The organism is Pseudomonas sp. GNP012 (assembly GCF_054343835.1).
On the sequence record NZ_JBTGUU010000001.1, the window covers coordinates 3507764 to 3520434 of the forward strand.

The window sequence follows — 12671 nt, forward strand, 5'->3', positions numbered from 1 at the left end:
CATACTTTCTCGATTTAACGGTAACGCTGTTATCAAGCCTGAGATTGCTTAGCCTTCAGATTGCGCGCATACCACGGCCGCTGCGGCACCTTGCGGAACAAATCCTTCAACTTCTTTTCGTCCTCGCCAAAGGTAATGCGCAGCGCCAGCTTCATGGTTTCCGGGTCCATTTCCACTGACTTGCCCGCCTGCAACCCCGGCGTGGTGCTGCAGCCATGGGTGACCGGGCCGAGCCACGGATCATCGATTTCGACCCAGCGCCCCGGCGCAAACCAGGGCACGCCATTGACCTGCAGCCGACTGACCTGCCCCGGGTGGAAGCGCTCATGGGCGCGGAACCAGTCCTCCAGACGATCGTCGATCCAGCCGTGGAAATACCAGAACACCGGGTTCACATGGGAGGAAAACGGGTCGCCGAGGAAGTCGTTTTCCGCGGCGAACCAGCGCGCGGAAAAGTCTGCCGGATCACGGGCAAAGGGCACCGGCTGACCGTTGGACGGATCACGCGGCACAGAAGCCCAGCGCATGTGCAGCCAGTCGTGCAGACCCAGCTCAACCTCCGAACCGAACTGGCCGAGGGTCAGCGTCGACAGGTAACGCGGATCACGGTAGCGCGATTCCCAGACCTGGAAATTGCTGTGATACGTCTCGCCGGTCTTGATGTCACTGACCCATTGCGAGTATTCATCATCGTCCTCGGCCAGCCAGGTCGGTGGCAGCGCGGTGCCGTCGTGGTTGTCGAAGTATCGGGCGAAGCCGGGCCGGTCCCGCGCCAGTTCCGGTTGCGGCAACGGGAAGTGCTTCCAGGATGGCAAGTCCTGCATCGAACGTGCCGTGCCAAGCATGTGCCGGTGCATGAAGAAAAAGTCCACGCCCGACCCGTTGCGATCCTTGCGCACACCTCGGCCATCGCGCTCCCTGTCTCGCGGACCGGGTTGCCAGCCGAGCCCGCGCAGGGCGCCGCGCTGGTCTTCGGACAGCTTGTGCCACTTGTCCCGGGAGGCATGCCAGAGCTGGTGGAACAGACGGTGCTCCGGCGATACCAGCCAGGCCAGCAAGGCCGGATTGAGGCCGGTGCGTTCACGTGCTTCAGGGAACACCTGTTTGACGGCAATGAAGCGATTGTCCTGGGCCGTCAGCATCAGCGGACGCTTGAGGTCCAGCACACGCCCGCTGAGACTGCCGCTGCCGGCGTTACCGAAACCGGCCCAGACCTCATCCAGGGTCATTTCGAATTCGTAATCGCAACAGCCGCTGGCACCCAGCAGTCGCCAACCGAGCTGCTTCGGGTTGGCCCCGGACAGATCGCCGAGCACCCGGTAACGGGGCTCCTCGGCGCAGCGCAAACGCTCGGCAGTGTCGAGGAAACCGACGACGCCGCGACCTTTGTGAGCGATGTCGAGAAAGACCTCCAGCCCTTCCAGCGGCAAGCCTTCTAGACCGGCGTCACGACCTTCGAACCGAATCTGCCAGACCCCGCGCAAGGCGTCCGCCAACCGCTGGCCGGCCACGTCCGCCACGTCGAACGAGGCTTCGTCCGGGGTGATCGCAGGGTCCGGCTTGGTCAGTTCGCGATGCCCGTAATAGACCGCAGGCACGGCGGCACCGGTCAGCGCCAGACCCGCGAGGAACCATCGTCGAGAAATCGTCATTGCCCTACCTGTGTCAGCCATGGAGCAGGCTTTATCCAAGCTAGAACGTTTGTTGTGCCGCAGAATTTAAGAGCTTCGCGAGCAAGCCCGCTCCCACATTGGAATGCGGTCACCTGTGGGAGCGGGCTTGCTCGCGAAGAGGCCGGCACAAACACCTAAATTATTGGATCAGCCATACGTTCCCCCCAGATAGCAAAGGCCCCCGCGCCTGATCCCCGACGGCGAACCTGACTGAGACGGCAATGACAAAACCACGTTCGAAAAAGGCTCTTTTCATCGGCTTGCCGCTGGCCCTGGCGATCAGCGCGGGGGCAGCCTTCGGGGCTTGGGACTACTGGTTCAGGGACAATCCCGGCTACCCGGTGAAGGTGATGAAACAGGCCGATCAACTGCAGGAGCGTATCCTCTCGTTCGACAGCCACATCACCATACCGATGGACTTCGGCACCGCCGGCAACGAAGTCGACAAGGACGGCGAAGGCCAGTTCGACCTGGTCAAGACCGGACGCGGGCGCCTGTCCGGGGCGGCGCTGACGATTTTCGGCTGGCCGGAAATCTGGAACGGCCCCAACGCGCCCCATCGCCCTACCGCCGGTTTCGTCGACGAGGCCCGACACGAGCAGGAAACCCGCTACAAGATCATCAGCGCGATGGTGCGCGACTTCCCCCATCAAGTCGCCATCGCCTACACCCCCGACGACTTCCGTCGCCTGCACGGCGAAGGCAAGTTCGCGATCTTCATCAGCATGCTCAACGCCTACCCGCTGGGCAATGACCTCAACGCCCTGGACAAGTGGGCGGCGCGCGGCATGCGCATGTTCGGCTTCAGCTACGTGGGCAACAACGCCTGGGCCGACTCGTCGCGGCCGCTGCCGTTCTTCAATGACTCGCGGGACGCCCTCGGCGGGCTGTCGGACATCGGCAAGCAAGCAGTGCAGCGTCTCAACGACCTGGGCGTGATCATCGATGTGTCGCAGATGTCGACCAAGGCCCTGGAGCAAGTCGCGCACCTGAGCCGCACGCCGATGGTCGCCTCGCACTCGGCGCCGCGCGCCTTGGTGGACATCCCGCGCAACCTCAGCGATGCGGAAATGCAGTTGATCAAGAACAGCGGCGGCGTGGTGCAGATTGTCGGTTTCCCGACCTACATCCGCCCGCTGAGCCAGGCCACCCAGGACAAGCTCAACGCCCTGCGCGCGCGCTTCGACCTGCAACCGCTGCAAGGCCTGGAAATGGCGCTGATGCCGGGTGACCCGGTGATCACCGTCTGGCCCGAGCAGCGTTTCGGCGAATACGCCAGCCAGCTCTATTCAATCCTCGACGAAGAACCCAAGGCCAGTCTCAAGGATTACGGCGACGCGATCGATTACGCCGTGAAAAAAATCGGCATCGACCACGTCGGCATCAGTTCCGACTTCAACGATGGCGGCGGCCTCGACGGCTGGAAAGACGTCAGCGAAGCCCGCAACGTGACCGCCGAACTGATCAGCCGCGGCTACAGCGAGGCCGACATCGCCAAACTCTGGGGCGGCAATTTCCTGCGGGTCTGGGACCAGGTGCAAAAGTCCTCCCGGCCCGTGGTCCAGAACTGATTTTTCCTTTTGCCAAAGCGAACCGAAGCCATGACCAACCGTCGTTCATTCCTCAAACAGGCCGGCATTCTGGCGGCCGGCATTCCCCTGGCCTCGGCCGTGAACCTGCCGGCACTGGCCGCGGCCCCGGCACCCTTGCCCAAGGACAAATGGGACCAGTTGCGCCAATTGTTCACGCAGGACCCGAACTACCTGCACTTCGCCAACTTCCTGGTGACCTCGCACCCGCGTCCGGTGCGTGAAGCCATCGAGATGCACCGCGCCAACCTCGATCGCAACCCGGGCCTTGCCATGGACTGGCATCGCGGCGAAACCGAACGCCGCGAAGAAGAGGTGCGCGTCTGGGCCGGGCGCTATCTGAAAGCCAAGCCGTCGCAGATCGCCCTGACCGGCAGCACCACCGAAGGCCTGGCGATGATCTACGCCGGCATCCACGTGCGCCCGGACCAGGAAATCCTCACCAGCGAACACGAGCACTACGCCGCCAACAGTGTGTTCGAATACCGCACCCAGAAAGACGGCACCCAGGTTCGCAAGATCAGGTTGTTCGAAGACCCGTACAAGGTCTCGACCGCCGAAGTGCTGGCCGCGATTGAACGCAACATTCGCCCCGAGACCCGCGTACTGGGCATGACCTGGGTGCACTCCGGCAGCGGCGTGAAGCTGCCCATCGGCGAGATCGGCAAACTGGTTGAGGAGAAAAACCGTGGCCGCGAGGACAAGGACCGCATCCTCTACGTGATCGATGGCGTCCACGGCTTCGGCGTGGAGAACGTCGACTTCCCGGACATGCACTGCGATTTCTTCATCGCCGGCACCCACAAATGGATGTTCGGCCCACGGGGCACCGGGATCATCTGCGCCCGTTCCGACGAGCTCAAGGACGTGACCCCGACCATCCCGACCTTCTCCGAGGCCACGCAGTTTTCCACGGTGATGACCTACGGCGGCTATCACTCGTTCGAACACCGCTGGGCATTGACCGAAGCCTTCAAGTTGCACCTGGACCTGGGCAAGGCCGAGGTCGCGGCACGCATCCATGACATCAACAGCTACCTGAAAAAACGCTTGCAGCGGCACCCGTCGGTGGAGCTGGTCACGCCACTGTCACCGGAGTATTCCGCCGGTTTCACCTTCTTCCGCATCAAGAACCGCGACTGCGAAGAAGTCGCCAATTACCTGATGGATCAGCGCGTGGTGTGCGATGCCGTGGACCGTGATGTCGGGCCGATCATTCGAGTGTCGCCGGGGTTGCTCAATACCCAAGCGCACATCGACAGGTTGATGGAACTGTTGGCCAGCCGGCTCTGACCCACCGATTTCAAGAAGCGAGAACCTCTATGAAAAGCCCCCTCAAAAACCTGGGCGCCCTGATGCTGCTGGGATTGCTCGGCAGTACCGTGCCAGGCCTGGCACAGGCCCATACGGCGCCATTACCGGGCAAAGTCTTCAAGGATTGTCGTGACTGCCCGGAAATGGTCGTGCTGCCCGCCGGCACCTTCACCATGGGTACTCCGGACGACGAAGTCGGCCGCGAGCCTGATGAAGGCCCGATGCATGAGGTGACGTTCGACAAACCGTTCGCCATGAGCCGTTACCAGATCACCGCCGGCGAATGGAACCAATACATGAAGGAAACCGGCATCACCCTGCCCGATGGCGACACCCGCCCCGGCCGCGCGTGCACCAACGGCAAGCCGAGTTACCCCCAAGGCCCGCGCCAGCCGGCGGTGTGCATGAACTTCGCCGAGGTCAGCGCCTACGTCGCCTGGCTGTCGATGAAAACCGGCCAGCACTACCACATCGTCAGCGAAGCCCAGCGCGAGTACGCGGCCCGTGGCGGATCGACGGCAGCGTTCCCCTTCCCGTTCGACCCCGGCACCGAGTACAGCATCGCCACCCACGCCAACACCTACGGCCCGACCGACGGCTACAGCTACAGCTCGCCGGTCGGCAGCTACCCAGCGAATGCCTTTGGCTTGTACGACATGCATGGCAACGTCTACGAGTGGATCGCCGACTGCTACCACCCGGACTACGTCGGCGCACCCACCGACGGCAGCGCCTGGACCGAGCCCGACTGCGACACCCTGCGCATCCGTGGCAACGACTGGGGCGAAGCACCGGTGTTTTCCCGTTCGGGCAACCGCAACGACATCGACCCGCAGACCCGTGGCGACTGGATCGGATTCCGTGTAGTACGCAGCCTCTAACCTCCCCCTACCCCTTGTGGGAGCGGGCTTGCTCGCGAAGGCGTCGTGTCAGCCAACATCAACTTTTCTGACCCGCCGCCTTCGCGAGCAAGCCCGCTCCCACAGGTTTTGTGTCGCCCGCCGTTTAAATAAAGCCCTTCATCAGTCGTTCTACTGGGTATCTGCCTTACGACCCAAGGAACTACTTGCCATGACCCAGCCTACCCGAGGCGCCATCGGCGAATTACTGGCCCTGTTGAAACCGTTTCGACTGATCGTTGCCACGTCCATTGTCCTGGGCATGGTCGGCGGCCTGAGCGTCACGGTGCTGCTGGCCACCATCAACACCGCGCTGCATTCGCCGGACGGCCTGACCCAGGGCGTGGTCGCACTGTTCGGCGGTCTGTGCCTGCTGGCCCTGGGCAGTTCGATCTGCTCGGACATCGGCACCAACTACGTCGGCCAGCACATCATTGCCAAACTGCGCAAAGAGCTGGGGGAAAAAGTACTCTCGGCGCCCATCGAGCAGATCGAGCGCTACCGCAGCCACCGGTTGATCCCGGTGCTGACCCACGACGTCGACACCATCAGCGACTTCGCCTTCGCCTTCGCGCCGCTCGCCATTTCCCTGACCGTGACCCTCGGCTGCATGGGTTACCTGGCGATGTTGTCGTGGCCGATGTTCCTGATGATGGTGCTGGCGATTGCCATCGGCACCGGCATCCAGTTCTACGCGCAGGGCAAGGGTATCCAGGGGTTCATGGCCGCCCGCGACGCCGAAGACGAATTGCAGAAGCACTACAATGCCATTGCCGGCGGTGCCAAGGAATTGCGCATCCACCGTCCGCGCCGCCAGCGCATGTTCGTCAAGGGCATCCAGGGCACCGCCGATTTCATCTGCGACACCCAGGTACGTTCGATCAACACCTTCGTGATCGCCAAGACCCTCGGCTCGATGCTGTTCTTCGTGGTCATCGGCCTGGCGCTGGCCCTGCAATCGTTCTGGCCCAGCGCCGACAAAGCGGTGATGAGCGGATTCGTGCTGGTGCTGCTGTACATGAAAGGCCCGATCGAGCACCTGGTCAGCACCTTGCCGATCGTCAGCCGGGCGCGCATCGCCTTTCGCCGCATCGCCGAGCTGTCGAGCCGGTTTTCCTCGCCGGAACCGCACCTGCTGCTCAACGACCAAGGCACCCCGCCGGCCGTGGTCAACAGCCTGCAACTGAACAACGTCAGCTACGCCTTCCCCGCCGCACCGGGCAGCGACGCGTTTCGCCTGGGCCCGGTGAACCTGACCATCGCGCAAGGCGACATCATTTTCATCGTCGGCGAAAACGGCTGCGGCAAGACCACGCTGATCAAGTTGCTGCTGGGCCTCTACGCCCCGCAACACGGCGAAATCCTGCTCAACGGCCAAGGCATCGATGCGCACAATAGAGACGACTACCGCCAGTTGTTCACCACGATCTTTGCCGACTACTACCTGTTCGATGACGTGGTGCAGGGTGACCAGCACATCCCCGAAGATGCCAATGCCTACCTGCAACGCCTGGAAATTGCGCACAAGGTCAGCGTCAGGGACGGCAGTTTCACCACCACCGACCTGTCCACCGGCCAGCGCAAGCGCCTGGCGCTGGTCAATGCCTGGCTGGAAGAACGCCCGGTGCTGGTGTTCGACGAATGGGCCGCCGACCAGGACCCGACCTTCCGCCGCGTCTTCTACACCGAGCTGCTACCGGACCTCAAACGCCTGGGCAAGACCATCATCGTCATCTCCCACGACGACCGCTATTTCGACATGGCCGATCAACTGGTGCGCATGGAATCGGGCCGGGTCATCACTGAGCGCGCGACTGCCTGACAGCGCTGGTTGCACGCAGGTTGTTGTTTTTTGAAGTTTGTTTTCCGGTTTAGGCAAAGTGGTCCGTCTAATAATAATTATCATTAACTAAAAACTGCACACACACTTCTGGAGCGATTCGAGCAATGCAAAGCCTTACTCTGTCCCGCGCACCCTTGGCATTAGCCATCGATCGGCAAAAGAAATTCCGAACGGTCGTGCCGGGTGCGCTGTTGACCCTGTTGCTGCTGGGCACTTCCCAGGTCGAGGCGGCCCCGGTGAACGTCAACGTGCCGGCCCAGTCGCTGGCCAGTGCATTGCGCGAACTGGGCCAGCAGACCAACCTGCAGATTCTCTACAGCCAGGACATGGTCAACGGCATCAAGTCCACAGCGGTGTCCGGCAGCATGGAACCGGAACAGGCACTGAAAACCTTGCTGCTGGGGAGCGGCATCAATTTTCAGTTGAATGGCAACACCGTGTCGCTGGTGCCAGCGGTCGGTGACTCCAGTGCATTGCAGCTGGGTGCGACCTCCATCACCGGCGTGGCGTTGGGCCCGACCACCGAAGGCACGCACTCCTACACCAGCGATGAAGTGACCATCGGCAAAGGCAACATCAAGCTCAAGGACATGCCGCAGTCGGTGTCCGTCGTCACGCGCCAGCGCATGGACGACCAGAACATGAACAGCCTGCAGGACGCCATGCGCCAGGTCACCGGCGTGACCATCAAGACCTACAACTCCGGCTCCAGCCTCAACGACGTCTACATGCGCGGCTTCCTCGTCGACCAGGTGCAGGTCGACGGCGTCTCGCAACCCACCGGCCAGGGCGACATGGCCACCAGTTTCGACCTGGCGATGTACGACCGCATCGAAGTGCTGCGCGGTCCGTCGGGCCTGTACCAGGGCGCAGGTGAACCCGGCGGTACGATCAACGTGGTGCGCAAGCGCGCCCTGGGCAAATTCGCCCTCGGTGGCGAACTGGCCGCGGGCTCCTACGACCACTACCGTTCCATGGTCGATGTCACCGGCCCGCTGAACGACCAGGGTACCGTGCGCGGCCGCTTCATCACCGCCTACGAGAACAACAAGTCCTACGTCGACTACGCGCAGAACGAACGCCCGATGGTCTATGGTCGCCTGGAATTCGACCTCGACCCGGCCACCACCCTGTCGGTCGGTGGCGCTTACCAGAAGAACAACTCCACCCCGGCGTTCGGCTTGCCGGCCTATGCCGATGGCACGTTGCTGGACGTTCCGCGCTCGACCTTCGTCGACGCCAAGTGGAACACCCTGAACGAGAAAGTCTGGGAATCCTTTGCCGAAGTTGATCACGAACTGGACAACGGCGGGCAGTTCAAGACCACCCTGACCTACCGCGACGCCGAAACCCCGGAGCGTAACTTCACCTGGGCCGACGGCGCGGTCGACCCGGCCACCGGTGACAGCTGGGCCGTGGCCTACGACTACTACACCCACATCAAGACCATTGGCGTCGACAGCTTCGTCACCACGCCGTTCGAGTTCGCCGATCGCCGCCACGAGTTCACCCTGGGCGCCGAGTACCAGCACCTGGACAAGGACTTCACCTACGGCGGCGGCGAGTACTTCCCGATCAACGTGTGGGATCCGGGCAGCATCGACATTCCCCGCAACGACTATGCACACGTCAACGGCAACTGGTCCAAGTCCGACCAGTACGGGGTCTATACCCGTGCCAAGTTCAACGTCACCGACTGGCTCGATGTCATCGGCGGCAGCCGTGTGACCTGGTACGAAGCCGACGCGAAGAACGCCAACGCCTTCTTCAACAACTTCGGCGAAGCCCACACCAGCATCAACCGCAAGGTCGTGCCGTACGGCGCCCTCATCGGCAAGATCACCCCGGAACTGTCGACCTACTTCAGCTACACCGGCGTATTCAAACCACAGAGCGAAATCGGCGCGGACGGCGAGCCGGTCGGCCCGCGCGAAGGCAAGCAATACGAGATCGGCCTCAAGCGCGAGTTCTACGACGGTCGCCTGAACGCCAGCATCGCGGCCTTCCGTATCTACGATGAAAACCGCGCCGAATACGACAACAACTCCGGTGCCTACATGACCGAAGGCAAGGCACGCAGCGAAGGTTGGGAAACCGAGCTGAGCGGCAACCTGACCGAGAACTGGAGCATCGTCACCGGTTACGCCTACACCTCCACCAAGTTCCTGGACGGTGATGCGGCCAACAAAGGCAATACCTTCAGCACCATCACGCCCAAGCACAACTTCAACCTGTGGACCAAGTACGAGTTCACCGACGGTCCGCTCAAGGACTTCAGCGTCGGCGGTGGCGTGCGTGCGGTCAGCGACACCTACTACCAGCGTGACGTGAAGTTCGAACAAGGCGGCTATGCCGTCACCTCGGCGCAGGTTGGCTACAAGTTCAACGAGAACCTGTCGTCGACACTGACCGCCAACAACCTGTTCGACCGCAAGTACTACGACCGCGTCGATGCCTCCTGGGGCACCAACTTCTACGGCGACCCGCGCACCGTGACCCTGAGCCTGCGCGCGCAGTACTGATTGCCGGCAGCTAATGCCTGTCAGCCGAGGCGCAGAACCTGTGGGAGCGAGCTTGCTCGCGATGACGATTGCACAGTCAACATCATCGTTGACTGACATTGCGCTATCGCGAGCAAGCTCGCTCCCACAGAAGTTGCAGCGGCCAAAGCCTTGCCCGATTCTGTTTTCTGTGGCGTGCATGTGACAACTCGGCGCTCTCTGCCTATCCTGCAAGGCAGTCTTTGCCCCCCTCACAACACACCATTCATGGATCGAAAATGGCGACGCCTGCGGATACCCCCAACAGCGCCATCAACGAGCAAGGTAGCCGCGCGAAGCTGTCCAGGCCCCTGCCCGTCAACCTGCGCGGACTGATTCTTTTCTTCGTCCTGCTGTCGGTTCTCGCGACGTTGTGCAACAGCCTCTACGTCGCTTACCGGGTGCAGCGTCAGTCACTGATCCATACGACGCTTGAGGCCAACGCAGCCTACGCCGCAAAAGTCGCTTCCAGCATCGGTGAGTTCCTGAACTCGGCGCACAGTCGCTTGAACTACAGCGCCAATACCCTCGGCCAGCACTGGAACGACCCCGAAGTGCTGCGCAAAGAAGCCATTCGCCTGCAAGCCCAGGATGCCGACTTCAACTCCATTGCCATTGTGGATGCGACAGGCAAAGTCCTGCAGGCCTATCCGGATACCTCGCAGATTGTCGGCGCCACGTTGACGTCGGAGGGCATCCAGCAGGCGCTCAAGGAACGTCGTCCATCGGTCAGCGCAGCTTACGTTTCCGCAGCGGGCAACCTGGTGGTGTTCATTTCACAACCGGTTTTCAACCCGTCAGGGGCGTTCATCGGCGTCGTCGGCGGCTCGGTCTACCTGCTCAAGCAAAGCACCTTTCATACGATCATCAGCCGTCACTTCCATCACGAAGGGACCTTTGCGTTCATCGCCGACGGCAATCGGCGGCTGCTGTATCACCCGGACCAGAAGCGCATCGGTGAGGTCCTGGGCTGGAGCCTGACGGTCGATGCGGCCTTGCGCGGCGAACGTGGTTCCCTGGAAGGCCCGAACTACAAAGGTGTTCCCATGCTCGCCGGTTTTGCCCAGGTGCCGGACGCCAACTGGGCGGTTGTCGCGCAACAACCCCGGGACCTCAGCCTCGCGCCGCTGGGGCAACTCATGCGCGACATGGTCCTGGGCATGATCCCTGCCGGGCTGTTGGGTCTGGGGCTGATTTTGCTCGGGACCACATTGATCGCCCGCCCGTTGCGCCAGTTGTCGGTAGCCGCCGACCAGTTGGCTGCCCCGCAAACGACCGAGCAACTGCGGCAAGTCCATGCCTGGTACCGCGACGCTTCGGCCATTCGCCATGCCATGCTGACCGGTGTGCAGCTGCTCCAGCAAAAGCTTGGCCAGCTCAGCCACGAAGCGCAAAGCGATCCCCTGACCGGCCTGGCCAATCGAAGGGCCATGGGCGGCGTACTGGATCTGTTGGCAAAAACCGGGCAAGCCTATTCGGTGCTGGCGCTGGATATCGATCACTTCAAAAAGGTCAACGACACCTTCGGGCATGACGCCGGTGATGTGGCCCTCAAAGAGGTCGCCGGCATACTCAAGCAGAATTCCCGGACCGGCGACCTCGCCTGCCGCTCCGGTGGTGAAGAGTTCGCGCTGATCCTTCCGGATACGCCGCTGGATACCGCCAGGGTCATTGCAGAACGGATACGCGAGCACATCGCGCAGACCGAGGTGCCGCAGGTTGGAAAGCTGACGATGTCCATCGGCGTGGCTTGCCGGAATGCGGACACCCCGATACCCGAAAGCGTACTGAAACTGGCCGATGAGCGTCTTTATCTGGCCAAGCAGAGCGGGCGCAACCGGGTGATGGCGTAGACGTCGCGTAATGGCCGGGAAAAGCCGGTCGATTCAGGCTGTCACTGCGTGGGTTCTTTTTCTTCGTCCTTCGAACCACTTGAGGTCGCGGCATCCTTTTCCATCGCTTGCGAATCGGCGCCGGAGTTTGAGCCCGCGGCCTCCTCGCCCTTCTTGTCGGCCTTCTCGTCTTTGGCTTCAGCGCCTTGAGGCTGGTTAAGGCCAGGAACGGCAGCAGGCGGGACAGCGGAACCCGCCGTCGCGTTCTCGGCGACCAGCGCAAAAAAAGAGCCCGTCGACAACAGACCCGCAGCCATGAGTGCGAGCATTTTCCTGTTCATTATTGGGGTCTCCCCGGTGAGGTATAAAACCTTGGAAGACCCGACATCGTAAAAGGTGCTGTCTCGCTGACGAACGGCGAAGGCGCCGGGATCAGGAATCGACCTTGTTGTCGTGCGCGGCGGCCCTGAGTTGCTCGGTATCGACGCGGACAAACGTGGAGTCCCCGACAGCGGTCAGGACATCCCCGGCGAAAACCTCACAGATGACGCGACTTTTGCGCCCGACTTCCCCCTCGACTTTTGCCCGCAATGTCAGGCGTACACCCATCGGGGTCGGCTTGATGTACTTGATGCCCAGGTTACCGGTGACGCAGGTGACGTGGGGCAAACTGCCCACTTCGCGCTGTTCGGCGCGGTAGTGATAGGCCATAGCGGCCCAATTGGAGTGGCAATCGACCAGCATCGCGATCAAACCGCCGTAAACCAGCCCCGGCCAGCCGCAATACTTGTCATCGGGCATATGCTCGGCCATGACATGCACCCCGTCTTCATGCCAGAAGCTCTTGATGTGCAGCCCGTGCGGGTTCTGGCTGCCGCAGCCATAACAAACGCCTTCAGGCGCGGCGATGTCTTGAAGCGAAATGTCCTGCGTGGTCATGGCGTGTTCATCCTGAGTAGCTGGTGGTTCAAAGCGGGCCAG

Annotated in this window: 9 protein-coding genes; 6 read left to right on the top strand and 3 right to left on the bottom strand. The window is 62.0% G+C overall.

From position 1 onward, the window contains the following. Nucleotides 1–32 precede the first annotated feature (32 nt). Nucleotides 33–1652: a pyoverdine maturation tyrosinase PvdP gene (gene pvdP / locus ACXX83_RS15665; RefSeq protein WP_458549040.1), complete on the bottom strand. Its 1620-nt coding sequence runs from the start codon at nt 1650–1652 to the stop codon at nt 33–35. A 242-nt stretch (nt 1653–1894) separates the two neighbouring features. Here pvdP and pvdM point away from each other — a divergent pair, with 242 nt between their 5' ends. The 6 genes from pvdM (at nt 1895) to ACXX83_RS15695 (ending at nt 11711) form a co-directional block, all read left to right on the top strand. Beyond that, nucleotides 1895–3244, top strand: a complete 1350-nt coding sequence (gene pvdM / locus ACXX83_RS15670) for a pyoverdine-tailoring dipeptidase-like protein PvdM (RefSeq protein WP_458549041.1) — start codon at nt 1895–1897, stop codon at nt 3242–3244. A gap of 30 nt (nt 3245–3274) precedes the next feature. Beyond that, nucleotides 3275–4555: a pyoverdine-tailoring periplasmic protein PvdN gene (gene pvdN / locus ACXX83_RS15675; protein ID WP_458549042.1), complete on the top strand. Its 1281-nt coding sequence runs from the start codon at nt 3275–3277 to the stop codon at nt 4553–4555. A gap of 29 nt (nt 4556–4584) precedes the next feature. Next, nucleotides 4585–5457 carry a dihydropyoverdine dehydrogenase gene (gene pvdO, locus ACXX83_RS15680; RefSeq protein WP_458549043.1) on the top strand — a complete coding sequence of 291 codons (873 nt, stop codon included), beginning with the start codon at nt 4585–4587 and terminating at the stop codon, nt 5455–5457. 190 nt (nt 5458–5647) lie between these two features. Next, nucleotides 5648–7297 carry a cyclic peptide export ABC transporter gene (locus ACXX83_RS15685; protein ID WP_458549044.1) on the top strand — a complete coding sequence of 550 codons (1650 nt, stop codon included), beginning with the start codon at nt 5648–5650 and terminating at the stop codon, nt 7295–7297. Nucleotides 7298–7422: 125 nt separating this feature from the next. Beyond that, on the top strand, nt 7423–9840 hold the full coding sequence (locus ACXX83_RS15690) for a TonB-dependent siderophore receptor (RefSeq protein ID WP_458549045.1): 2418 nt from the start codon (nt 7423–7425) through the stop codon (nt 9838–9840). Between the two features lie 257 nt (nt 9841–10097). Continuing rightward, nucleotides 10098–11711 (top strand): diguanylate cyclase, encoded by a 1614-nt coding sequence (locus tag ACXX83_RS15695; RefSeq protein ID WP_458549046.1) that lies wholly within the window; start codon nt 10098–10100, stop codon nt 11709–11711. Nucleotides 11712–11752: 41 nt separating this feature from the next. Here ACXX83_RS15695 and ACXX83_RS15700 read toward each other — a convergent pair whose 3' ends face one another. Together ACXX83_RS15700 and ACXX83_RS15705 are read right to left on the bottom strand one after the other, a co-directional pair. After that, complete coding sequence (locus ACXX83_RS15700) at nt 11753–12031, bottom strand: hypothetical protein (RefSeq protein WP_458549047.1); 279 nt, start codon at nt 12029–12031, stop codon at nt 11753–11755. A gap of 91 nt (nt 12032–12122) precedes the next feature. Then, nucleotides 12123–12629, bottom strand: a complete 507-nt coding sequence (locus ACXX83_RS15705; RefSeq protein ID WP_458549048.1) for a PaaI family thioesterase — start codon at nt 12627–12629, stop codon at nt 12123–12125. Nucleotides 12630–12671: the final 42 nt, after the last annotated feature.

Excerpts from the sequence above, each read along its gene's own strand:
- pvdP (WP_458549040.1), bottom strand. The coding sequence starts at position 1,652 with ATGACGATTTCTCGACGATGGTTCCTCGCGGGTCTGGCGCTGACCGGT.
- pvdM (WP_458549041.1), top strand. The coding sequence starts at position 1,895 with ATGACAAAACCACGTTCGAAAAAGGCTCTTTTCATCGGCTTGCCGCTG.
- pvdN (WP_458549042.1), top strand. The coding sequence starts at position 3,275 with ATGACCAACCGTCGTTCATTCCTCAAACAGGCCGGCATTCTGGCGGCC.
- pvdO (WP_458549043.1), top strand. The coding sequence starts at position 4,585 with ATGAAAAGCCCCCTCAAAAACCTGGGCGCCCTGATGCTGCTGGGATTG.
- ACXX83_RS15685 (WP_458549044.1), top strand. The coding sequence starts at position 5,648 with ATGACCCAGCCTACCCGAGGCGCCATCGGCGAATTACTGGCCCTGTTG.
- ACXX83_RS15690 (WP_458549045.1), top strand. The coding sequence starts at position 7,423 with ATGCAAAGCCTTACTCTGTCCCGCGCACCCTTGGCATTAGCCATCGAT.
- ACXX83_RS15695 (WP_458549046.1), top strand. The coding sequence starts at position 10,098 with ATGGCGACGCCTGCGGATACCCCCAACAGCGCCATCAACGAGCAAGGT.
- ACXX83_RS15700 (WP_458549047.1), bottom strand. The coding sequence starts at position 12,031 with ATGAACAGGAAAATGCTCGCACTCATGGCTGCGGGTCTGTTGTCGACG.
- ACXX83_RS15705 (WP_458549048.1), bottom strand. The coding sequence starts at position 12,629 with ATGACCACGCAGGACATTTCGCTTCAAGACATCGCCGCGCCTGAAGGC.